The organism is Ureibacillus sp. 179-F W5.1 NHS (assembly GCF_045369345.1).
Classification (GTDB): Bacteria; Bacillota; Bacilli; order Bacillales_A; family Planococcaceae; genus Ureibacillus; species Ureibacillus halotolerans.
Genome location: NZ_JBIQFG010000012.1, coordinates 48,189 through 72,512, shown reverse-complemented (window position 1 = coordinate 72,512; position 24,324 = coordinate 48,189). Strand labels below are relative to the sequence as shown.

25 protein-coding genes are annotated in these 24,324 nt (G+C 35.0%); 22 read left to right on the top strand and 3 right to left on the bottom strand.

All coding sequences use genetic code 11. The annotated features are described in order from the left end of the window. Positions 1-12: 12 nt before the first annotated feature. The gene (locus ACH0B5_RS07985; protein ID WP_122970253.1) at positions 13-402 is read right to left on the bottom strand and encodes a DUF7147 family protein; all 390 of its coding nucleotides are present in this window, start codon (positions 400-402) and stop codon (positions 13-15) included. Between the two features lie 54 nt (positions 403-456). Here ACH0B5_RS07985 and ACH0B5_RS07980 point away from each other — a divergent pair, with 54 nt between their 5' ends. The 3 genes from ACH0B5_RS07980 to coaD are packed head-to-tail and all read left to right on the top strand — an operon-like array spanning position 457 to position 2,963. Beyond that, on the top strand, positions 457-1,869 hold the full coding sequence (locus ACH0B5_RS07980; RefSeq protein WP_406927680.1) for an RNA polymerase II: 1,413 nt from the start codon (positions 457-459) through the stop codon (positions 1,867-1,869). Positions 1,870-1,890: 21 nt separating this feature from the next. Further along, positions 1,891-2,448, top strand: coding sequence for a 16S rRNA (guanine(966)-N(2))-methyltransferase RsmD (gene rsmD, locus ACH0B5_RS07975; protein WP_122970255.1), 558 nt, complete (start codon positions 1,891-1,893; stop codon positions 2,446-2,448). Positions 2,449-2,474: 26 nt separating this feature from the next. Continuing rightward, positions 2,475-2,963 (top strand): pantetheine-phosphate adenylyltransferase, encoded by a 489-nt coding sequence (gene coaD / locus ACH0B5_RS07970; RefSeq protein WP_406927679.1) that lies wholly within the window; start codon positions 2,475-2,477, stop codon positions 2,961-2,963. Between the two features lie 41 nt (positions 2,964-3,004). Here the strand turns inward: coaD and ACH0B5_RS07965 are convergent, their stop codons facing one another. Then, positions 3,005-3,802, bottom strand: a complete 798-nt coding sequence (locus ACH0B5_RS07965) for a hypothetical protein (protein ID WP_241559234.1) — start codon at positions 3,800-3,802, stop codon at positions 3,005-3,007. Positions 3,803-4,015: 213 nt separating this feature from the next. On the opposite strand from ACH0B5_RS07965, the gene ACH0B5_RS07960 reads away from it, so the two are divergent. Continuing rightward, on the top strand, positions 4,016-5,071 hold the full coding sequence (locus ACH0B5_RS07960; protein ID WP_406927684.1) for a SepM family pheromone-processing serine protease: 1,056 nt from the start codon (positions 4,016-4,018) through the stop codon (positions 5,069-5,071). Between the two features lie 29 nt (positions 5,072-5,100). Here the strand turns inward: ACH0B5_RS07960 and ACH0B5_RS07955 are convergent, their stop codons facing one another. Next, positions 5,101-6,309: a nucleotidyltransferase gene (locus tag ACH0B5_RS07955; RefSeq protein ID WP_122970258.1), complete on the bottom strand. Its 1,209-nt coding sequence runs from the start codon at positions 6,307-6,309 to the stop codon at positions 5,101-5,103. A 143-nt stretch (positions 6,310-6,452) separates the two neighbouring features. Between ACH0B5_RS07955 and ACH0B5_RS07950 the strand changes: the two genes are divergently transcribed. The 18 genes from ACH0B5_RS07950 (at position 6,453) to ACH0B5_RS07865 (ending at position 24,323) form a co-directional block, all read left to right on the top strand. Beyond that, positions 6,453-6,986, top strand: coding sequence for a YceD family protein (locus ACH0B5_RS07950; protein WP_122970259.1), 534 nt, complete (start codon positions 6,453-6,455; stop codon positions 6,984-6,986). A gap of 24 nt (positions 6,987-7,010) precedes the next feature. Next, entirely contained in the window at positions 7,011-7,184 is a 174-nt protein-coding gene (rpmF, locus tag ACH0B5_RS07945) for a 50S ribosomal protein L32 (protein ID WP_036202717.1), read from the top strand. A gap of 197 nt (positions 7,185-7,381) precedes the next feature. After that, on the top strand, positions 7,382-8,131 hold the full coding sequence (locus ACH0B5_RS07940) for an enoyl-CoA hydratase/isomerase family protein (protein ID WP_406927683.1): 750 nt from the start codon (positions 7,382-7,384) through the stop codon (positions 8,129-8,131). Between the two features lie 157 nt (positions 8,132-8,288). After that, positions 8,289-8,672 (top strand): transcriptional regulator, encoded by a 384-nt coding sequence (locus ACH0B5_RS07935; protein ID WP_122970261.1) that lies wholly within the window; start codon positions 8,289-8,291, stop codon positions 8,670-8,672. A gap of 363 nt (positions 8,673-9,035) precedes the next feature. Next, positions 9,036-9,938: a ketopantoate reductase family protein gene (locus ACH0B5_RS07930; protein WP_122970262.1), complete on the top strand. Its 903-nt coding sequence runs from the start codon at positions 9,036-9,038 to the stop codon at positions 9,936-9,938. Positions 9,939-9,943: 5 nt separating this feature from the next. Then, positions 9,944-10,327, top strand: coding sequence for a DUF3397 family protein (locus tag ACH0B5_RS07925; protein ID WP_241559244.1), 384 nt, complete (start codon positions 9,944-9,946; stop codon positions 10,325-10,327). 131 nt (positions 10,328-10,458) lie between these two features. Then, a complete protein-coding gene (bshC, locus tag ACH0B5_RS07920) occupies positions 10,459-12,075 on the top strand; it encodes a bacillithiol biosynthesis cysteine-adding enzyme BshC (RefSeq protein ID WP_406927678.1) in 1,617 nt (538 codons plus the stop codon). Between the two features lie 299 nt (positions 12,076-12,374). Next, positions 12,375-12,806, top strand: coding sequence for a division/cell wall cluster transcriptional repressor MraZ (gene mraZ, locus ACH0B5_RS07915; RefSeq protein ID WP_122970265.1), 432 nt, complete (start codon positions 12,375-12,377; stop codon positions 12,804-12,806). A 32-nt stretch (positions 12,807-12,838) separates the two neighbouring features. After that, positions 12,839-13,789 carry a 16S rRNA (cytosine(1402)-N(4))-methyltransferase RsmH gene (rsmH, locus tag ACH0B5_RS07910; protein ID WP_122970266.1) on the top strand — a complete coding sequence of 317 codons (951 nt, stop codon included), beginning with the start codon at positions 12,839-12,841 and terminating at the stop codon, positions 13,787-13,789. Then, positions 13,790-14,158, top strand: coding sequence for a cell division protein FtsL (gene ftsL / locus ACH0B5_RS07905; protein WP_122970267.1), 369 nt, complete (start codon positions 13,790-13,792; stop codon positions 14,156-14,158). Next, positions 14,155-16,362, top strand: coding sequence for a penicillin-binding protein (locus ACH0B5_RS07900; protein WP_483887697.1), 2,208 nt, complete (start codon positions 14,155-14,157; stop codon positions 16,360-16,362). The genes ftsL and ACH0B5_RS07900 overlap by 4 nt, the downstream gene beginning before the upstream one ends. A 66-nt stretch (positions 16,363-16,428) precedes the next feature. After that, complete coding sequence (locus ACH0B5_RS07895; RefSeq protein WP_406927676.1) at positions 16,429-18,351, top strand: stage V sporulation protein D; 1,923 nt, start codon at positions 16,429-16,431, stop codon at positions 18,349-18,351. A 76-nt stretch (positions 18,352-18,427) separates the two neighbouring features. Continuing rightward, the gene (gene mraY / locus ACH0B5_RS07890; RefSeq protein ID WP_406927675.1) at positions 18,428-19,402 is read left to right on the top strand and encodes a phospho-N-acetylmuramoyl-pentapeptide-transferase; all 975 of its coding nucleotides are present in this window, start codon (positions 18,428-18,430) and stop codon (positions 19,400-19,402) included. Next, a complete protein-coding gene (gene murD / locus ACH0B5_RS07885; RefSeq protein ID WP_341361853.1) occupies positions 19,399-20,748 on the top strand; it encodes a UDP-N-acetylmuramoyl-L-alanine--D-glutamate ligase in 1,350 nt (449 codons plus the stop codon). Before mraY ends, murD begins: the two co-directional genes overlap by 4 nt. 111 nt (positions 20,749-20,859) lie before the next feature. Beyond that, a complete protein-coding gene (locus tag ACH0B5_RS07880; RefSeq protein WP_406927682.1) occupies positions 20,860-21,951 on the top strand; it encodes an FtsW/RodA/SpoVE family cell cycle protein in 1,092 nt (363 codons plus the stop codon). Between the two features lie 71 nt (positions 21,952-22,022). Beyond that, positions 22,023-22,865 (top strand): cell division protein FtsQ/DivIB, encoded by an 843-nt coding sequence (locus ACH0B5_RS07875; protein WP_341361854.1) that lies wholly within the window; start codon positions 22,023-22,025, stop codon positions 22,863-22,865. Next, complete coding sequence (locus ACH0B5_RS07870; protein WP_341361855.1) at positions 22,843-23,553, top strand: DUF881 domain-containing protein; 711 nt, start codon at positions 22,843-22,845, stop codon at positions 23,551-23,553. The genes ACH0B5_RS07875 and ACH0B5_RS07870 overlap by 23 nt, the downstream gene beginning before the upstream one ends. Before the next feature lie 53 nt (positions 23,554-23,606). Further along, positions 23,607-24,323 carry a DUF881 domain-containing protein gene (locus ACH0B5_RS07865; protein ID WP_341361856.1) on the top strand — a complete coding sequence of 239 codons (717 nt, stop codon included), beginning with the start codon at positions 23,607-23,609 and terminating at the stop codon, positions 24,321-24,323. Position 24,324 lies beyond the last annotated feature (1 nt).

Genomic DNA, 24,324 nt, shown 5'->3' with positions numbered 1-24,324 from the left:
CCAAGATCATTCTTATTGCTTTGGTGGGATGAAATGATTCATTCTTAAAATACCGATTAAATGTTGATAGAACAAAACGGTTTCAGAGTAGAATGAAGAATGCTTAATTTCCATTGGAATAGCTTTTTTTCCTATTTCACTTAATGTTTCTTCAAATATTTCAAGTCTTTTAGAAGGGTTTTCCGGTGTATATGGAATCCCTTCACGACAAATATAAATAGGCATAAATTTGCTATCCCCAACAGGTTTCAATGCTACAGCAATTGATGCGACTTTTTTGTCGCCTTTAGTTGAAATAAAAATAAAAGCATTATGGAATCTGTTTTCGTTTGTTTTAATGAGTTCGCAAAGTTCATAAATATCTCCATAACCTTGTCCTAATTCAATAAATTGTTGAATCAACTTTCACACATCCTTTCCGATAACAATAGTATCACGATGTAGGGGGTTAGGCACATGAAATATGCAATAAGTTTTTTTGGAGTGCTTATTGCTTCAATAAGTGTGATGCTTTTTTTTCAGTATCAAGTTTATTCCGACAAGCTCGAGTCAGGGGATGGTAATTTCTCATATACTCAAGAAATTGATATCACCTACCGGAGCGGAAACTTAGATATTCGTCATCAGTTTCACAATTTACCAAGTGGAACGATTAACATTCAATGGCCAAATTTAGCTGTAAGCCCTGATTGTTTTATGGATTCTGCTAATAGTTGTAATCGTTTAAGCGAAGATAAGACGAAGTTTGAATCGGGAGAAGGACATAGTCAAGCTTTATCATACATAATTCCTTTGGAAGGTGATTTAACTTCTCAACAGTTTTTAAAAGATATATTTGTCAACCTTTCCAATGGTGAGGCTACATATTCAACAGTACATATTTCAACTGATAATGATGTAAAAGGTAGTTGGGTAACTGGGTTACCGTTAATCGGAGAACAATCCTTGTCCCTTGTTAATTATTCAATGTTTAGTGGTGCTGGTGGAGTTCATGAGCTCTATTGGCAAGTTGGTGATTTAACGGTACAACAACTATCTGATCATTTCTCTTTTTATTCTTCTAATCCTTTGTCACCAGATCTTACGAAGCAATTAAAATCTTCGAAGTTATTATCAGATGAACATATTGCCATTGTACAAGCTAAAAATGTGGATGGACAAGGAGAAAGAATTTTATTTCTAGAAGATTTTTCGTTGGAATCAATTTTGGAAAATATTCCTCTATTCCAAGTGGCTAAAAACTATCAATTAAATGAAAACCCAAGATGGTTACGGGAAGTGGTTACTTCATTTTTAACCGATTCTACAATCGGTGGGGACAAGGCAAAGGAAATGGTTAATACTTTAACAACTAACATGTCAGATGATCAATTATCAAGTTGGGTGGAGAAGTTAAAATCGTTAAAAGGTGAAAAAATTTCTTCAGAAATATTAGATAAAGAATTATCATCTATTTTTGACCTTCATACAAAATATTTTACAATGAATGAGAAAATGGATGGGGTTTATCCTTTACTATTTCTTGATAGTAGAGAAATTTATTTGAACTCTGAAAAAATACTTGATGGGGATATCGTGTATAAAGATAGTATGTTGTTCTATCCAGCAGATGCTGTTCTGAAAAAGCTCGGCTTTAAAACTTCAGTAGGAAAAAATGGATACTACGTAGAAAATGAATCGAATCGATACAGATTTCCACAAAACTATGGATTTTATGTTTATAATGAACAACGGTATAATACAACGTCAGAGCCAATCACAATCATTGCTGGGACATATTATATTGAAGAAAACTGGTTAAAAAAATTATTCAATGCGGAAATTACTAAGAATGATACAACCATTACGATAAATAGCTACAGCAATTAACAATAAAGGCAAGGTGATCATATGAGAGTTGTAGCAGGTGAAAGAAAAGGAATGCCTTTAAAGGCTGTAACAGGTACGACGACAAGACCAACAACCGATAAAGTGAAAGAGTCTATTTTCAATATTATTGGACCGTTTTTTGATGGTGGTATCGTTTTAGACTTATTTGCAGGTAGTGGAGGCTTAGGCATCGAAACATTAAGTAGAGGTGCGAGTAAAGCAATTTTCGTTGAAAAGGATGGACGGGCCTTTCAAACGTTGCAGGACAATATAAAAAAATGTCGTTATGAAGAGGTTTCTGAAACATACAAAACCGACGCAACCCGTGCTGTGAAAGGATTAATAAAAAGGGATCTTCAAATTGATTATATCTTTTTAGATCCCCCTTATCGTAAAACAGAATATTACGATTTATTAAGTACATTAATAGAAAATGATAAATTATCAAAAGATGCCATTATCGTATGTGAACATGCAGTTGAAGTAAGTTTGCCATCGAATTATGGTCCATATCAATTAACTCGTCAAGAAACATATGGTAGTACGATCATTTCAATTTATCGGTCTACTCATATGTAATTGATAAAGGGAAGAAGGAGAAACCATTGTCTGAAAAAATTGCAGTTGTACCAGGTAGTTTTGATCCGATTACGAATGGACATTTAGATATTATTAAACGGGCAGCGGATGTATTTGATATTATTTATGTAGCCGTTTTAAACAATTCATCAAAAAATCCACTTTTTTCAATTGATGAAAGAATGGACCTTATTCGAGAGGTAACAAAGGATATTCCGAATGTGCGCATTGAAAGTTCATCTGGATTACTAATCGATTACGCCCGAGCAAAAAATGCGAAGGCCATTGTTCGTGGTTTACGGGCTATATCAGATTTTGAGTATGAGATGCAAATTACTTCGATGAATAAGTTTTTAGATGAATCGATTGAAACCTTTTTCATTATGACAAAAAATCAATATTCATTTTTAAGTTCAAGTATTGTGAAAGAAGTAGCCCGCTATGGTGGAGTTGTCTCTGGACTAGTTCCTGAAGTCATTGAAAAGGCATTAATCGAAAAATATAGTCAACAATAAATAAAATCGACAAAATCACAAAGATGATTTTGTCGATTTTTTTATAGAAATAGTAGGTAGAAAAGGGTTGGAATAAGAAGGGTATAGCAAAGTCTCATGAAAAAGTATGGTTTTAACGACAGTTTCTCCGTTTTTGCAATAACAGCAACTTGCATATGAATGCTTAAACTTTGACTAGTTAAAAAAGTTGCTAAAATTACTAGAAGTAAGGTTGGTTGATTCGAAAATAGTTCTTGTCCAATTTTTAAACCGTTTGTCATCTCTAGCATTGCTGCTATAAGAAGCATCAGATTATTATGTATGTCTGGGAAAAAGCTTTTAACAGAATGCATGACAACCGTGTAAATCGTCGTGAAAAAAATAATGGTAGATCCAACGACTAATACAGTCGGTATACTATCTTTAATACTGCTAGTAAAAGGATTCAATTGGTTACTAGGTGGAACAGCAGAAGTAAAGTCGCTTTCCTTTTCTCGACGACAGTAATAGTAAGCTCCGGTTAAAATAATGATCGAAACGGCATGATATAAAATTAAAAATTTCCAGCTAAATGCAGTATTATTTAATAAATCGTTCCCAACAAAGCCTAAAACGAATAATGGGCTTGGACTATGACAAATACTTAAAAGGATGTTTGCTTCACGAAGGGAAATTTGATTGCTTTTTTTCAAATAAGTAATAGTCGCAGCACCAGTTGGAAAACCACCAAGGGCACTAATACCATAAGTTTTAAAATATAATTTGAATCTGGAAGAAGATTTACTTTTTGTTGGTGTTAATCGTATAAACCATTGGGTTAATATTAAATATGGCAATAGATATGGAAAGAGTGCCTCCATAAAAAGTTCTACCCCTAAATCCGTACCTTCATGGGCGATTCCTGGGAAAAGTAGTAGCAAGCAAATCAACAATATACAAATCAATAGATAAAGTAGTGGAATAAGCATCATCTCTTTTCAAATTTTTGTTTTCCATTTAAGCAAATGCTAAACTAATATATGCGACACTTGAATAAAATAGTCTATAAAAGGTAACTTCAGGAGGTGCCATACATATTGAATAAATCCCTTGTTTATTTAATTATCTCGCTTATCATTGTGTTTTTTCTCAGCTTCTATAAGCTGGACTATTATATTATGAAACCTGGAAGTGCCTATGATGTAAGTGAATTTGTTACGGTGGAAGACGGAGATAAAAATCATGAAGGAACAATGAGCTTAATGACGGTAGCAATGGCTCCAGCAACACCTCTTACATATGCGATCGCCTATTTCAAAGACTTTGAAGAAATTTACAAAGAAGAAGAAGTTCGACAAGAGGAAGAGGACGATGAAGAATATAGTGTTCGGCAGCTTAAGTTAATGACGGATTCTCAATTTAATGCCCTTTATATTGCTTTTCAAAGAGCAAAATTACCTTATACGATCGAGTATCATGGGGTAACGGTATTAAATGTTTTAAAAGATGGAGCAGCAGATGGTGAATTACATGCAGGTGATGAAATTGTTGAAGTGGATGGTCAGTTAATTGAAAAGGCACAGGAACTTACAAATATATTAAGTAAGAAGAAAGAAAATGACAAAGTACATCTTGTCATCGATCGTAACGATGAATTATTGGATCGGACTGTTTCATTAAAACCAATTCCTGGTGCAGAAAATAATCGGGTCGGGATTGGAATTACTTATTCTGAAAGTAAACTTATTAAAACTGAACCGAATGTGAAAGTAAATACTGAAAATATTGGTGGTCCTTCAGCGGGGTTAATGTTTACATTGGAAATATTAAACCAACTGCTCGATGAAGATTTAACAAAAGGTTATCATATTGCGGGTACCGGTGAAATGAATGAAGATGGCACTGTTGGACGTATAGGTGGTATTGAGAAGAAAGTAGTAGCAGCAGATGAAGACGGAATCGAAATCTTTTTTGCTCCTGATGATGAAATAACCGATGAAATGCGTCATGCCAATCCGGATATAAAATCAAATTATGAAGCTGCTGTTGAAACGGCTAAAACAATCGGTACAGATATGGAAATTGTACCAGTTAAAACGATTGATGATGCTTTAGAATATTTAGAACAACTAAAACCAAAAAAAGGGTGACATTAGTGTCATCCCTTTTTAATATTTTTTTATAAACGAATAGGGGGAGTTTGATAATCCTTTGCTATCTTTTCTTTCGTTGATAATTCCACTCCTAGTGCATACATATCGGTTGCGCGGATGTCTAATGCAAGCATTGGGTCTTTAACAGAAGCAACTCGGCTTATTAATGGAAGGGTGAATTGTTTTTTCTTTTCCGATAAATAAGCTTGTCCAGTTGTTGTCATACCTAATAAACGAATATAAGATGGTTTAGAAGATTGATGAAGCTGTTCCTTCGTTATCCCAGTATAAATATGAGTAAGCATTCTTTGAAGCCTTGTCCAAGTGTACCTTTTTGATTTCACATTGTTCATAAAGTCGAAAAAGGAATCACTTTTTTTAGCAGCTTTTATTAGTGCATGTTCAATTCCTTCAGATACATCGGCGAATTGGGTTAACTGTTCTGGGGTATTTCTCAAAATAGCGTAACGCAAGTATGACCATAATGATTCCCAATGGATAAATGTATGATATTGATTGTTCCAATTTTCCAGTTGTAAATAGGTTTCAGAAGGGACGTATTTTTTCACCCTTTGTAATAATTGTTCTTCAAAAATGGCTTTTCGAATTCCAGTTGCACTAGCAATGGATGAATTGACATTGATGCTATCGTGATAGCCTGCTTGAATACGTTGAATGGTTGACGGTTCAATGGATAAATTCAATCGTTTCGCCGCTTCGATGTAGTGATAGCCTAAAATGTTATTTGGCTGAGATAAATCAATTGTTGCTTTTGATACTTTTTGTCGCAGTTGCTCGTATGCCATATATAAACTTTGGGGATAACTAATCCCAGTTGTAACAAACTGTTTTATTAGCGAGTTGTATTCCTCTTCATGGGCTTTAATTAAATGATACGTATTGAAAAATGGTTCAATAGTGCCTTCTTCACTTCCGAAAGTAAAAGTTTCACATCCAATTGCATTTAAAAGCGTTATAGCCCCTTCTGCAAAGTGGGTAGCATGTCCAGTGCTAAAAACATAAGGAAGTTCGATAACAAGATCTATACCATTTTGTAATGCCATTTTTGTTCGATGCCATTTATCAACGAGAGACGGCTCACCTCGTTGTAAAAAATGTCCACTCATCACAGCAATGACGACATCGGCATTGGATTGATTTTTTGATTGTTTTGCATGATAAAGGTGTCCGTTATGAAACGGATTATATTCAACAACAACGCCGACTGCTTTCATTTGCTACACTCCTAAAAATCGTTTTTTCCTACTATCAATTTATAAAAATTATAGTACTCATTTTGTCTAGTGACAAGAAAATATCTTGACATCTAAAAATACACATTATATAATCAACATTGTTGTCTCGAGGTGATTAATGAATGAAATGGTCAATTCATCAATTATCGAAGTATCGCCAAAATGGGATGCCGATAGATGCAGAAGTACAATTGGATGATGTAATGAAACGAAACAAAGATATTCGTCATATTTCACCCGTTCATGTAAAAGGACACTGTACTTTCGGTGCATCGCAAATGACATGTCAATTTACGATGACAGCGACATTAACACTTCCTGAATCTAGAACTTGGGAAGATGTTGAATATCCAATTGAAGTCGATGCAGTTGAGGTTTTCAGCTGGATAGATCCTGAACATCGTGGTCATGACGATGAAGATATACATTATATTGATGGTGAAGTAATCGACTTAAAACCAGTACTAGAAGAACTTGTACTTCTTGAAGTACCGATGCAAGTATTTAAAGAGGATACGGAAGGAAAAGTACAAGGCGGTAAAGGCTGGAGCTATTCAACTGATGAAGATGTTGCTCGTCAAAAGGAAAATGACGAACCAAAAGTGGATCCAAGACTTGCTGATTTAGCTAAGTATTTTGATCAAACAGATGAATAGATAATCTGTAAGGAGGTGCCAATAATGGCTGTACCATTTAGAAGAACTTCTAAAACTGCAAAAAGAAAGCGTCGTACGCATTTCAAATTATCTGTACCTGGTATGGTAGCATGCCCAAACTGTGGCGAAGCAACATTAGCTCACCACGTTTGTAAAGCTTGTGGACACTACAAAGGTAAAGAAGTAGTTAGTAAATAATTCAGTATTTACTAATGATAAGGCTATTAGAGAGACCATGGCTCTCTAATAGCCTTTTTTATTTGTTTAAATAAATGAAAGTATAAAACAAAAGGAATTCCTATATTAGAAACTCCCTTGTAAATTATAGACAGCTCCTTTACTATTTTAATGGAATAGGTTCATTTTAAAGGGGATGTTTAGTTGTGGCTTACAAAATGGAGAACAATGATGGGATTGTAACCTTTACGATTGATCGACAAGAAAAAAGAAATGCGGTCAATGATGAAGTGATGGAAGGATTAAAAGAAACGATTTCATATATCAAACATCAACAAGATGTTCGTTTTTTAGTCGTAACGGGTAGCGGTGAAAAAGCCTTTTGCTCTGGTGGAGATTTGTCTGAATTTCATAGTCTTCATACTGAAGAAGAAGCCTTTAGTATGCTTAGTAAAATGGGACATATTTTATATGACTTAGCTACTTTACGTGTGCCAACGATTGCCCTTGTTAACGGAGCGGCGGTTGGTGGAGGGTGTGAAATTGCAACGGCTTGTGATTTTCGTCTCGTTGCTAGTCATGTTAAATGTGGATTTATTCAAGGAACTCTATCGATCACAAGTGGTTGGGGTGGAGGAACTTATCTATTTGAAAGAGGTTTACGACATGACCACGCTTTAAAAATGCTAATAGACGCTAAAAGTTATAACGCACAACGTTTATATGAAATGGGTTGGGCGTCAGTCGTATTTGAAGGTTCAAAGGAAAAAGCCCTTGAAAATTTCATTGTTGATATGAGGGAAATACATCCATCCGTCCACCAAGCGTATAAAGAGATACAACTTCGAAATTGGAAAGAAAAAAATATGTATGAACGCGTGATGGAAGAGATTCGATTATGTGCAAAACTATGGGAAAGTGACGCTCATAATGAAGCTGTTCAACGCTTTTTAAATAAATCAAAATAGTGAATGCGCCCTCGTGTAGAGAGGCGTTTTTATTTTTTGTTTTTATATAGAAAGGGAGTAGAAAGAAATTAATAGGTCTCAACCTATTTTTCTATGATTGTTATTCTATTTAATCTATTGACCTGCATATAGTAGTAAAAAATGAGAGGTGATAGAAATGGATGGAAAAAGACGTAAAGATCAGTGGACAGCAGATGACGATGAAAAATTAGCTGAAATCGTTATTCAAGCTGTTCAAAATGGTAAAACACAACTTGAAGCATTTGCTGAAGCGGCGAGTGTATTAAATCGTACAAAACAAGCGTGCGGTTTTCGATGGAATAAAACATTACGTCAACAATATGGCCAAATGTTAAATAGTGTGAGAAAGCGTCCGAAGCAATTAATGCGCAGCCATTTAAAACTAGCACTTAGTAGTTTTGATGAATTAACAGAAGCATATAATGAACTAGAAATAAAATATCGGGAATTACAAACTGAACATGAAAGAATTTTAAAATGGCTACAACAAGGGGCAAGCTTCATCGAACATCAAAAATAAATGTTTGAAAATTTATTTTTGAATTAAATAAAATGTTGAATAGATAGGCAATACCGGATTTTTATTCCAATCTTTTATTTGAGAACATTAAGAGGGAAATCCCATAGCCTATGTATTTTCTTTTGTTCTTTTTGGCAAAAGAGATTGCAACAGGTTCATGCATTCATGGATTTATTTACTTTATTAATAGTAGACAAAAAGTTTCATCGGAATAGTTTGTCTACTGATTTATCTATGCATTTAAAAAGGAATAACAAACAAATTACATTACCGTATCGAAAAAATCCGGTATAATAGTAAAAAATACAAGGTCTGCCTCATCGGGTAGACCTTTACTTTTCGTTCGTAATAGGAGGTGACGATTTGGATATTATTGTGATTGGAGCTGGTTCGGTCGGTATGTTAGTTGCCAGCTTTTTATCAGAATGCAATGACACTGTAAAGTTAATCGTTCGTAGAGAAAACCAAGCAGAACAACTTTTACGGCATGGCTTAGTACGGAAAAATTTAGATGGTACAATGACCAAAACAAAAGTCCAAGTAGCAATGGATTTAGAAGGTATTTCAAAACAATCGATTGTTATAATTGCAGTGAAATATGGGGAATTAAATCAAATTTATCCTATACTTCGTACCATCCATGAAGATATCCCACTCCTCTTTTTACAAAATGGTTTAGCCCACTTAGAAGAAGCAGTTCAACTACCACAGAAAACAATCGCCTTTGGTTCTTGTCAGTTCGGTGCTGAAAGGGAAAATGATTATACGATCGTACATCGAGGACAAGGTGTTTTAAAAATTGCTATGGAAAGGGGCACGGCAACACCGTTTCATTTATTTTCACAAAAAACGAATGAATTATTTCAAGTTACTTTTGTAGAAAATGTAGAAGACATGCTATTCGAAAAAGCTTTATTGAATTGTTTTATCAATCCGTTAACCGCAATTTTGCGAGTGAAAAATGGTATGTTAATAGAAAATCCACATACCTATAAATTATTGGAGAAATTATATAATGAGCTTATGATTGCTTTTCCGGAGAAAAAAGCCATATTTCCTTTTGAAGAAGTGGAAAAGTTATGTAGGAAAACAGCTATAAACACTTCATCCATGTTAGCGGACATTTTACATAAAAGACCGACGGAAATTGATACAATTGTTGGAGCGGTTTTAAAAAGAGCAGCAAAAAGAGGGAAAACTTTACCGATATTAACTACACTATATCATTTAATAGTAGCGATAGAAGAGAGCGGTGAGAAAATGTGAAAACAATGATTCAATACATCGTAAGTACAATTATATTTTTCCCTATCATTTTGTTTTTCTTTACATATGTTATTTGGCGAAAACGTAAAAAGAGTAATATTCAATCGATAGGAAGGGCATCGGATGTTACGACCTTCGTATTGTTTTTCTCAGTTCCCCTTTCGATTTCTAGTTTATGGGGAGGAAATTATAGTGGAATCGTCTTTATAGTGGCTATTTTTATTGCCATAATTTTTACATACATAGATTGGCGTACGAAAAAGGAAATAAAAATTTTATCGTTGTTTAAAAAAATATGGCGATTATTCTTCATTTTATTAACCCTTTCCTATTTCGTTATTTGGATTGTAGGATTAATTCAAAGTATAATAAACTATGTCATGATTTAAAATAAGCATTTTCTTTTGAAGAACTTGATGGAAGGTTTACAATATAGAAAGTGAATTATAAATATAACAGATTAGATAGAAATTAGAACATCTTTTAGATAACTGTTCAATGAGTAGAGGAGATATTTTTTATGAGGCTGGAACAGATTGAACTACCAGTTAATAATCAATTATTAGATGATTATTGGTCTGGAAGTGAAAAATTAAAACCATTTTATGAGTATGAGTATAATGATGAATCATTTATTACTCGATTCAATTATTTAAAATCAAAACATTACGAAACAAAAGAGTTAAGTAAAATTATTCGCTCTTATATGGAACCTCTAGGTATTTCCAATAAAATTGAAGAAAATTTAAGTGCCCTTGAAAATGGTTCAGTTGCTATAGTAGGTGGACAACAAGCTGGAATATTAACAGGTCCCTTATACTCTATTCATAAAGCAATTTCCGTTATTTTGTTAGCGAAAGAGCAAAGTGAAAAATTAAACGAAAGAGTTGTGCCGATTTTTTGGATTGCTGGCGAGGATCACGATTTAGATGAAATTAATCATACTTATACAATCGTCAATGGGGCTCCGAAGAAAAGGGTTTATCATGAACGATCAAATAAAAAGACGATGGCCTCAACAACTCCGATTCGCCAAGATGAAATGCGTCAATTGTTGAATAAAATTTTCCAAGATTTCGGTGAAACGGCATATACACATGATCTATATAAATCATGTCTTCAACAACTCGAAAAAAGTGAAACATTCACTGATTTCTTTGCGCGACTGATGAATGAATTTTTTAAAACCGAAGGCCTTTTAATGGTTGATGCCGCATACACACCATTCCGCCAATATGAATCGTCTTATTTTGTGAAAATCATTGAGCAAAACGAGAAAATTGCAAAGGCAGTAGTGGACAAGGAACGGTTATTACATAATGAAGGTTTTGGTACTCCAATTAATGCAACGGTAACGAATGCCAACCTTTTTTATGTGCAAGAAGGTGAGCGCTATTTATTAGAAAGAAAGGACCATTATTACCAAGATTCAACTGGACTTATAAAACTTTCTGAAGAACAACTCTTAAATGTTGCGAAAACAAAACCGGAACAGTTAAGTAATAACGTTGTGACAAGACCTTTAATGCAAGAAATGACCATTCCTGTATTAGCTTTCGTTGGGGGCCCTGGAGAATTAGCATATTGGGGAACTTTGAAAGATGCATTTTATGCAATGGATTTACAAATGCCTATATTGGCACCGAGGTTAAATATTACTTTAGTGGATCGAAAAGTAGATCAACTACTATCAGCGTATGAATTATCTGTCCCAGAAGTTCTATTAGGAAAAGCGCAAAGTTTGAAGGCGCAATATATCGAAAGTGTTCAAGATTTGGAAGCAAAAAAGCAAATTGAACATGTCCACCAATTATTAAAAGAACAATATGAAAAATTAAATAGCCATTTGAATACCCAGGATTTAAATTTACATTCGATTGTAGAGAAAAATTTAAAATATCATAAAGTACAACTGGACTATTTAAGTAAAAAAATTGAGCAGCAAGTGTTCAATAAACACGAAAAGATCATTCGTCAGTTTGATTTAATCAACGCAGAAATCTATCCGAATGATAATTTCCAAGAAAGAGTTTATAACCCTTATCAATATTTGAACAGTTATGGACCGAATTTTATACAGGATTTATGTGCTTTACCTTTGTCGATTTCACGTAATCATTATGTCATTCATCTGTAATATACGATCCTTTTTTTATGATACTGTTCCAAAAGTTAGCATTTTAACTTTTGGAACAGTTTTTTTATGTCTAAATACCTAAAAATGGACCTAATTTGCAGAGGTGGAATGGATTTGATAAGTAAAAAGTTGTCTATGAATGTTGAAATGTCTTAGATTGTTGAGTCGAATTTCATAAAACGGAAAATGTAGAAAAGTACTATATACATAAATTATAAAAAGTTCTTAACAATCTCTTTAAAAATGTGGAGGAAAGTGGGGGAATGTGGTACATTATTTACTAAAGTGGGGTGAGTAGCATGTTCATGGGAGAATATCAACATTCCGTTGATGCAAAAGGACGACTAATTATACCTTCCAAATTCCGTGAAGAATTAGGGAATACTTTTGTTATTACTCGCGGACTTGATAACTGTCTATTTGGATATCCTATGGATGAATGGCGAAAACTCGAAGAAAAATTAAAAGAATTGCCTATGACAAAAAAAGATGCTCGTGCCTTTGCACGTTTCTTCTTTTCAGGTGCAACAGAAGTTGAAATTGATAAACAAGGAAGAATTAATATCCCATCCACACTCGCTACTTACGCAAAACTTGAAAAAGAATGTGTTGTACTAGGTGTATCAAGTAAAATTGAGATTTGGGCAAAGGATTCTTGGGAATCTTATTTCAACGAAGCAGAGGATTCTTTTAATGAAATTGCAGAAAATTTAATTGGCTTTGACTTCTAGTTAAGGTATGAGCCAAAAAGGAGTAATGGTTTATGTTCGATCATACAACCGTATTATTAAAAGAAACTGTTGATGGATTGAACATCAATCCACATGGTTACTATGTGGATTGTACTTTAGGAGGCGCTGGACATAGCGAATACTTAGTACAGCAATTATCATCAGAAGGAAGACTTATTTGTTTTGACCAAGATATGATAGCGATTGAAAATGCGAAAATTCGATTAGCAAATTATTTGGATCGTATTATCTTTGTTCATTCAAACTTCCGCTATGTCAAAGAGGAATTGAAAAAAATTAATATTGAAAAAATTGATGGTATTTTATATGACCTAGGTGTTTCTTCACCCCAGTTAGATACACCTGAACGCGGGTTTAGTTATCATCATGATGCACCTTTAGATATGCGTATGGATCAAACGGCGGAACTTACTGCCTTTCATGTAGTAAATAAGTGGTCTTATGAAGATTTAGTTCGTATTTTTTTCCGTTACGGGGAAGAAAAGTTTTCGAAACAAATTGCTCGCAAAATTGAAGAAGCTAGAAAAGTTGCTCCAATTGAAACAACGGGTCAGCTTGTTGAACTAATTAAAGAAGGAATTCCAGCCCCAGCCCGAAGAAAGGGTGGACATCCAGCTAAACGAGTTTTTCAAGCTATACGTATAGCTGTAAATGATGAGCTAGGTGCAGCTGAAGATTCACTTGTAGATGCAATCGAATTGTTGAAAGTTGGTGGAAGAATAAGTGTCATCACTTTCCATTCTTTAGAAGACCGTTTAACAAAATCGATTTTTAAAGAGGCTTCATCACTTCCTGATTTACCACCTGGTTTACCTGTTATTCCAGAAGAGTTTAAACCAACATTAAAACTGGTGACTAGAAAGCCGATTGTCCCTTCAGAGGAGGAACTTGAGGCAAATAATCGTTCACGCTCGGCCAAGCTTCGAATCGCTGAAAAAATAAATGAAAAAGGACGTGGGTAAATGGCAGTACGTGTTAGGCAAGATTCGTATATTCAACAGCCAGTAGTTCCTGAACATCAACAGCCCCAAAAACAACAAAGTAAAAGAAAAAAATCAAGAATTACGGCTAAAGAAAAGTTTTTATATATTGCATTTGTTGCCATCGTTGCTGTATTGGCTGTTTCGATATTACATAAGCAAAGTTCAATCCAGCAAACGTCGATGGAAATACAGGAGATTGAATCTCAAATTTCTGAAATTGAAAAACAAAATGTTGACTTGAAAGTTCAAGTTAGTGAGTTATCTACGTATGAACGAATTTGGGAAAAAGCAAAAGCACTCGGTTTGACTCTTAATGAGAACAATGTAAAGGTAGTGCCGGGAGAATGAAAAAAAAGAGATTTCGATTCCAATGGGGAGCCTTTCTAATGTTTATTATTTATGGAGGGCTCTTTTTTTCATTATTTATACGAATTTTTACTATCCAAGCAACGGGAGAAGTGAATGGACATCAATTAGAAGCAAGGGCTGCAGCATTATATGAAAAGGAAGCGGTTCTAACGGCAGATCGGGGAAAAATATTAGATCGTAATGGCAGTGTCATAGCAGAAGATACATTAAGTTACAGGTTAATTGCAGTTGTCAGTCCGAAAGCAACTACGAAAAAAGACGACCCACAACATGTAGTAGATCTTGAAAAGACAGCTAAAGTATTATCTGAACATATAGCTATGGAAGAATCGGATATCTATGTAATTTTGAAAGAAGGAGTTTCAAAAGAAAGATGGCAAGTAGAGTTTGGTTCAGCTGGTCGTAGTATTAGCCATGAAGTAATGAATGCGATTAAAAAAGAAGATTTACCAGGCATTGTTTTTGCCAGCGATACTAATCGATATTATCCAAATGGTCCTTTTGCTTCCCATTTAATTGGTTTTGCCTTAAAAGAAGAACAAAAGGATGGTTCCTTTAAAACAGTAGGTAAAATGGGCTTAGAATATATTTATGATAAGGAGTTACAAGGGGAAAACGGCTCCGTTCATTATGAAAGTGATCTATTTGGATACTTACTTCCAAACTCTGAAAAGATGGTTCAACCGGCGAAAGACGGAGATGATATCTATCTTACTTTAGATAAAACGATTCAAAATTTTTTAGAAGAAGCGATGACAGACGTGTATAAAGACTACAACCCTGAGTCGATGGTAGCTATAGTCGCAGATCCGAAAACGGGTGAAATATTAGCAATGTCCCAACGGCCGACCTTTGACCCGGATACAAGAGGGGGGTTAGATTCTTGGACAAATGAAGTAATTGAGTCTGCTATAGAACCTGGTTCAACGATGAAAACTTTCACACTAGCGACTGCCATAGAGACTGGAAAATGGAAACCAAATGCACAATACCAGTCTGGTAGTTATACCATTTTAGATAGAACGATTCGTGACCATAACCAAGTAGGTTGGGGGAAAATTAGCTATTTAGAAGGATTTCAACGTTCATCTAATACAGCTATGGCTAACTTATTAGAAGATATCGGAAACGAAACGCTAATTGATTATTTTAAAAAATTCGGTTTTGGTAAAAAGACTGATATTGGGTTACCAAATGAGGCATCAGGTACACTACTAACGAATTATCCAGTAAACTATGTGACAACATCCTATGGTCAAGGTTCAACAGCAACTCCTATACAGCTTGTCCAGGCAATGACGGCCATTGCAAATGACGGCAAAATGATGCAACCATATGTGATTGATAAAATAGTAGATTCCAATACAGGTAAAGTGATTCAAGAAGAAAAGTCAAAAGTAAAAGGTGAACCTATTTCGAAAGAGACGGCAAAACAAGTTCGTGAAGTACTAGCTTCTACGGTTACAGCTGAAGCAGGGACGGCAAAACGATTTGCCATTGAAGGCTATGAGGTAGCAGGTAAAACTGGGACTGCATGGATTGCTGATACCGATGGCTCTGGATATTTAACAGGAAAAAACAATTATTTATATTCCTTCTTAGGAATGGCACCTGCCGATGACCCGCAACTCATTGTCTATGTAGCCGTGAAACGACCTAAATTAAAATTAACCGAGGCTGGTTCTGAACCAGTAGCAAAAGTATTCACTTCGGTTATGGAAAATAGTTTAAAATATTTAAATATTAATCCTGAAGATGCAGTAGAAGTACAAACAGAATCAATGGGAAATTATGTTGGTAATGATGCGGAAAAAGTTCAGACAGCATTAACGAATGAAGGGTTAACACCGATTATTATTGGTGAAGGTGGAAAAATAACCGACCAATATCCTAAAGAAGGTTTATCTATTCCAAAAGGTAGTTTAATATTTTTAAAGACTGATGGAGCCATTACCCTTCCGTCCTTTGATAATTGGTCTTTACGAAATGTATTAGTCTATAAACAAATGTCCGGTTTACGAATAGAAGTTGCAGGAGAAGGGTTTGTAACAAGTCAAAGTGTTTCTCCAAATACTGTAATAGCTGATGATTCACCAATTGTTATTCAGTTGAAGACACCAGAAGAAGTATACTCAGCGAAAGAGGAAAAAACGGAGGAAGGTGAAGACTTACCGCAAGATTAACAAAACCTTTTCGAATAGAAGTTGTTTTTATTTCATACTTTGTTAAAAACGAGGTGTGAATGTCGAATGAAGTGGATTTCTACCATTTCAAAAAAAAGGTTAAAGTTAATCATATTTGGTTTTGTACTTTTTGGTTTAGCAGTTGTCGTTCGATTGTTTTATGTCCAAGTCATCCAGCATGACAAACTAACAGAATTGGCGAAAGAAAACTGGGACCGGGAAATTCCCTTTGCATCTGAAAGAGGGGAAATTGTAGATCGTAATGGAAAAGTTATCGTTACGAATAAACTGGCTCCAACCCTTTATTTTATGCCAGCTCAAAATGATAATATCGAAGAAGCAGCAAATCAAATTGCTTCCGTTTTAAAGTTAGATCCGAAAAAATTATACGAAAAAATGAACACTAGAGATTACTTGGTGAAACTAGCCCCTGAAGCAAAAAACATTACGTATGAACAAGCTGTACAAATTCAAGGCCTTAAAATTGATGGCTTATATAGTGGTGTCGATTATGTACGACATTATCCATATGGGAGTTTACTATCTAGATTTTTAGGTTTTACAGGGTATGATACACAGGGGCTAGCTGGTATTGAATATCAATACGATAAACTACTCACATCAAAAGATGCGGCAATTCGTCTTTTTACAGATGCACAGGGGAATTCCTTACCCCACGTTGATGATGAGTGGCGGGAAGGCGAGCAAGGTGCTACCGTTGAGCTGACGATTGATTTGGAAGTTCAAGAAGTTGTTGAGCGGGAATTATCCCAGGCGATGGAAAAATACAATGCAGATCAAGCACTAGCAATTGCGATGGATGTCAATACTGGAGAAATACTAGCACTTTCATCTTATCCTACATACGATCCTTCAAATTTTGAAGAAACAGATCAATCGATATACAATCGCAACTTACCTGTTTGGATGACCTATGAACCAGGTTCGACTTTTAAAATCATTACGTTAAGTGCTGCCTTGGAAGAAGATGTAGTTGATTTAGAAAATGATATGTTTTATGACAAAGGTTATACAATCGTGGAAGATTCAAGACTTCGTTGTTGGAAAAGGGAAGGACATGGTAGTGAAACATTTTTAGAAGTCGTCGAAAATTCTTGTAACCCTGGATTTATTGAAATGGGACAACGGGTAGGGGCGACAAAATTACTTCAATATATTAAAGATTTTGGCTTTGGGGAACCTACTGGATCGAACATTGCTGGTGAGGCATCTGGAATTTTATTCTCAGAAGAATCTTTCGGACCAGTGGAGCATGCCACGACCTCCTTCGGTCAAGGGATTGCCGTCACACCAATCCAGCAAGTACAAGCCGTTGCAGCAGCTGTAAACGGTGGGAAACTTTTTACACCTTATGTTGTATCACGAGTGTATGATTCGGAGTCTGGTAACACAATACTTGAAAGTAAGCCTGAATTAAAAAGAAACGTTATAAGTGAAGAAACGTCAAAAAAAGTCCGGGAAGCCCTTGAGTCTGTCGTTGCTAATGGTTCAGGTCGTCAAGCTTACCGGGATGGTCTACGTATTGGTGGCAAAACGGGGACTGCCCAAAAAGTTGAGGATGGACGTTATAAAGACGGTGAATATATCGTATCATTTATAGGATTTGCCCCTGCGGATAATCCGGAAGTTGTTGTGTATGTTGCGATTGATAATCCAAAAAGTTCAGTTGTATTTGGTAGTACAATTGCAGCTCCTATCGTTGGTCAAATCATTGAGGACATTGCACCTGAAATCGGATTAGAAGTAGATCGAGAAGGACAACTTGAAAAACAATATCGTTGGGGAGATCCAATTACGGAGCGAGTTCCTAATTTAGTCGGTTACACATTAGATGAAATCATGGAATTACAATATCCATTCAATATTGAAATACACGGAGATGGAAAGAAAGTTACTTCCCAATTACCAGAAGCAGAGAATATTATTCAACAAGATGGTACAATCCATCTTTATTTAGAAGAAAACTAATCTTTAAAAATGGAAAGAAAACATCTATTATTAGGATGAATCATTTAAGAATGAACAGAATTAAAGGAGATTTATCATGACAATTACAACAACAATAACCATTCTAGCAATTTCATTTATCGCTTCTATGGTTCTAGCTCCAATATTAATCCCAATACTTAGACGATTAAAATTTGGACAGAGTATTCGAGAAGAAGGTCCCCAGTCTCATATGAAAAAGGCCGGTACCCCAACTATGGGTGGGATAATCTTTTTAATATCGATTATTGCTACGACGGTAATTGTTGGAAATATATTTAATCTATTTACAACACAATCAATCGTAATGATACTTGTATTAGCTGGTTTTGGTTTAATCGGATTTTTAGATGATGGCATTAAAGTTATCTTTAAACGAAACTTAGGTTTAACATCTTTACAAAAATTAATCGGTCAAATTATTATTTCAATTGCTGCATTCCTATTATTACGTTTAGGTTCATTTGATACTTCCGTCGGTATACCGTTTACAGACTGGTCAATTGATTTAGGAATTTTATATGTAGCCTTCTTAATATTCTGGTTAGTAGGCTTTTCAAATGCAGTCAACTTAACAGACGGATTAGACGGATTAGTGGCAGGCACAGCATCCATCGCCTTTGCGGCATATGGAGTTATTGCCCTTTATAATGAACAAGCTGATGTAGCGCTATTTACTTTTGCAGTTACCGGCGCATTGCTAGGGTTCTTACTTTTTAATGCAAACCCAGCAAAAGTATTTATGGGGGATACGGGCTCCTTAGCATTAGGTGGAGCCCTTGCCCTCGTTTCGATACTTGTAAAAGAAGAATTGCTACTTCTTTTAGTTGGATTAGTTTTTGTCATTGAAACGTTATCTGTCATTTTACAAGTTGCAAGTTTCAAGTTACGTGGCAAACGTATTTTCAAAATGAGTCCAATTCACCACCATTTTGAATTGTCAGGATGGTCAGAACGTAAAGTAGTCGGCGTATTTTGGACGACAGCTTTAGTTGTAGCATTAATTGCAGTTGTATCGGAGGCATTACTATGATTCCATATTCAAAATTACAGCATAAAAAAGTATTAGTTTTAGGATTAGCAAAAAGTGGCGTAGCTGCTGCAGAGTTACTACATCAGTTAGGAGCTTTTGTAACAGTAAATGATTCCAAATCCTTTGATGAAAATCCCCAAGCCCAAGGGTTATTAAAAAAGGGAATTACCGTCATTTGTGGTCGTCACCCTGAAGATTTATTAGATGAAGGTTTTGAGTTGCTTGTAAAAAATCCAGGTATTCCTTATTCAAATCCGATTGTATCGGATGCTATCCATCGTGGAATTCCGGTTATTACGGAAGTAGAACTTGCTTATTTAGTAAGTGAAGCACCAATCATTGGGATAACAGGCACAAACGGAAAAACAACGACGACAACGTTAATATTTGAAATGTTAAATCGTGGTTCAAGAAATCCCTTAATTGCGGGGAATATCGGCACCGTTGCTTGTGGCGTTGCAGCAGAAGCAACGAAAGAAAATGTTATCGTTACGGAACTATCTTCTTTCCAATTAATGGGGACAATTGAATTTAAACCGGACATCGCTATTTTAATGAATTTATATGATGCCCATTTAGATTATCATGGTACTTTTGAACAATATGTTGAAGCGAAATATGCCATTACAAACAATCAAGATGAGGAAGATTGGTTTATTTATAATGCCGATCAAGAAATTGTTAATCAGCTTGCTATGAAATCGAGAGCTAAAAAAGTTCCTTTTAGTACGAATGGACGTTCAGAAGAGGGAATTAGTGCAGATGAAACGGCGATTTATTGGCAAGGTGAATTTTACTTGGATCGAGCATCCATTGCTCTTCCAGGAAAACATAATTTAGAAAACATTTTAGCTGCCGTCGCTACATGCATTTTATATGGATGTGATAAACAGGCTATTGAAGAAGTATTAAAAACCTTTACTGGTGTTCGACACCGTACTCAATTTGTACGGGAATGGAATGGCCGTAAAATATACAACGATTCAAAGGCAACGAATTGTTTAGCAACGAAAGTGGCGTTAGAAGCATTCGATCAACCAACTGTTTTAATAGCTGGTGGATTAGAACGAGGACACTCTTTTGAAGAATTACGTCTAGCCATGAATCATGTAAAAGGTGTAGTTGCATTTGGAGAAACTGGTAAACGCTTTATAGAATTTGCTCAATCTTGTGGAATAAGCGAGACAATACTAGCGGAAAATGTGGAGGATGCAGTTCCAAAAGCTGCCTCCATATCAGAAAGTGGTGATGTCATTCTACTTTCACCTGCTTGCGCTAGTTGGGATCAATATAAAAGTTTTGAAGTTAGAGGCGACTTGTTCATTGAAGCTGTCATGAAACTTTAGTTTTAATCCCTCCAAATTGTAATAACATTAGTGCTTAGGAATTAAGATTTTCTAAGCACACCTCTTTTGTTTTTTTGATTTCTTAGTTCATAAGAGGAAAGGATGCCTTAACTGAAATTTACTTATAAGAGGCTCTTCATTATTTCTGCTTTCTTGTTGTCATTAATAGGAATTGTGTTTATTTTTTCTGCCGGTACATATTGGAGTTCTATTCATTATGAAGGCGAATTGCCGTTTTATATTAAACAAAGTATGTATCTTTTGCTTGCGATTATCGTCTTTATATTTGTAGCAAATATGCCGGTTTTTACTCGTGAAAAAACATGGATTACTCTATATGTACTATCTTTAATTTTATTAGTACTTGTTTTAATCCCTGGGATTGGTATTGTTCGAAACGGTTCACGTAGCTGGATAGGGCTTGGTCCTTTAACTATTCAACCTGCTGAGTTAGTTAAAATTACAACATTAATGTATTTAAGTTTTTTATTGAGTAAAGTAAAAAACAGTGAGAGAGTTGTTCAAATAAAGCACTTTTTAATCATTATTCTTCCTTGTGCATTAATCATGTTACAGCCTGATTTTGGTTCCGTATTTATTTTAGTTGTATCTGCATTTATTTTATTGTTTATCGCCAGATACCCTATTAAATTATACGTTGGATTTATTGTACTAGGAGTTGTTGGGTTAATTGGTTTAATAGCCTCTGCCCCCTATCGATTAAAAAGAATCGAAGCCTTTATAAATCCTTGGGAAGATCCTTTAAGAAGTGGCTTCCAAGCTGTTCAATCTTTGCTCGCAATCGGACCAGCAGGAATACTTGGACATGGGTTTCAAGAAAGCCGTCAAAAATTTTTATATTTACCAGAGCCACAAAATGATTTTATTTTCTCCATCATATTGGAGGAAATTGGGTTTCTAGGCGGTTGTTTCGTTTTAGTGTTATTTGGAATTTTCATTTATTCCGGTTGTGGACTGGCCATTCAAACTGTAAGAAGTTCCGACTTTTATGCTATTTCAGCTTTAGTAGGGATGGTTGGGTTTCAAGCTGCATTAAATATCGGCGTTGTCATTGGTCTTATCCCTGTAACAGGGGTGACATTACCGTTTATTAGTTATGGTGGGACGTCACTCATGATTATCTGGTTTGTTGTAGCCATTGTCGTTTGTTTCTCAAATCAATCAGAAGTTTATAAAGAATAAGTCTTTTAAACAGATTGACTTATAATGAGGCGATGGATATAAATGGGAAAAGGAGAGGGGGAGTAAAAATTATGGATAAAGTCATTGACATAGAAGAACGCATCCCAACATTACGAGAAAAACGTAGAAAGAGAACAAATAAAAAATTTATCACACTACTTTTATTGTTCTTTTTAACATTATTTTTACTCCTTTACTTTCAATCTTCCTATAGTGATATTAAGAATATTAATATTACCGGGTCCGAATTAGTAGAGGAAGATGTGTATTTAAAACAATCGGATTTAAAAGCTGGAGACTCGTTGTGGGGCTTTAAAACAAGTGATGTTGAGGAGAAGATTCTTGAAGAATACTGGGTAAAAGATGTGAATGTAAAAAGAAAATGGCTTTCCTCTGTTGAAATTGAAGTTGAAGAATATGAGAAGGTCGCCTATATTTCAATAGATAATGATCTGTACCCGATGTTGGAAAATGGAGAAATTTTCAAAGAATCAAGTTTTTCAGGTCCAATTGATGCTCCATTATTTTTAAATTTTGAAGATGAAAAGTTACGAAAAAAATTGTTAGTTGAGCTTTCAAAGTTAGACCCCACAGTTCTTTCGTTAATTTCTCAAATCAATTCAACGCCTTCGAGTGCTGATCCTTATGCTATTACCCTCTATATGAATGATGGTTACGAAGTTAGAGCTGAAATTACATCTCTAGCGAAAAAATTAAATTATTATCCTTCGATTGTTGCACAAATTGAAGGGGCTGGCCAATTTGAAAAGGGCATAATAGATATTGAAGTTGGTTCATATTACAAATCCTATCAAGATGAATATGCTCAATTTGACTTTGATATCGATGGGACAGAAGGACAAGATATCGAAGAACAGGAAGTGATGGCGGATGAAGAAACCACTTCACAATAATAAATTTACAAAAAAGCAGTTCATCGTACTCATTGTATGTATCGCAACAGGATTTATTATTGGCTATTCCTATAATTTGACAAAAGATAAAGCAAAAATGAACAATTCATATGTAGATCAAGAAGAATCCTACCGGGAAGACCTGATTGAACAACAGGAAAGAAATAAAGAGCTGGCTGAAGAATTAAACGATTTGCAAAATCAAATTAGAGACTATGAAAAAAGCATTGCTAAAAATGAAGACCAATATGAGGATTTAATAGAAGATGCTGAAAAACTTCGATTGCAACTGGGCTTGATACCAGTTAAAGGGGAAGGCATTAAAGTAACGTTAAAAGATAACGTATACGATCCAAATTCTACTAATCCAAATGACTATATTGTTCATGAAAGTCATGTTTTATCAGTGATTAATGAATTGAAAATTTCTGGCGCGGAGGCTATTTCCATTAATGGCCAAAGATTAAAGTCCAATTCCTATATTAAATGTAATGGACCAGTCATAACAATTGACGGTCACCAATTTCCAGCACCATTTGTTATAGAAGCAATTGGAAATGCTGAAACTTTAATGGCTTCTTTAAAAATTGTTGGTGGTGTTTTCGATCAATTATTGATGGATAATATTGTCGTAACAATGGAACAAAGCGATCGGATCCAAATGTCTTCCATTAATAATGAAATATAGTATTATTCGGGGACAAGCCTAAAAATAAGAGAATTGTTTAGGAGGGGAAACGATTGAATAAAAAAATAGTTACCCGAATAACGATTGTATCATTTATTGTAGGTTTGATGATTGCTGTTCAATACAATACAGTACAAAATCCAACAACGAGAGATACACGAGACATTTGGGCAATAAGACAAGAATTATCTGAAGAAAAAAAACGTCATTCGGAATTGTTATCCGAAATCGAAAGCTACAACGATTTGATTGAGGAATATGAAAATAATGAAAAAGAACAACAAGCCGATCTTTTAGAAAATACAGTGGAAGATCTAAATGAACAGGTTGGACTTACATCTGTCACTGGACCGGGTGTAATTTTAAATATATCACCGGCGATTGAGCTTATAAATTCCGGTTATTCCATTGAAAATATATCACCGGACCTTTTAATTCGCTTAGTAAACGAAATTTATCATTATAATGGTCTTTACGTGGAAATCGATGGACAACGACTTACCCATACTTCAGCAATCCGCGAAATTAATGGAGACACGACGGTGAATAGTGTTCCTATTGATACTGAAGTTGAAATGAAGGTAATCACCGATTCTTATGAGAAAGCCGAAAAACTTTATGGTTATTTATTTGCTTCAACATTCAAAGATGATTTTTACTTGGATAATTTAAATTTAACGATTAATAAAGCACAATCAGACATTACTATTGCTCCCTATGACGGGAAATTATCAAGTCAATATATAGTTGAAGACAATAAAGGGGAATAAA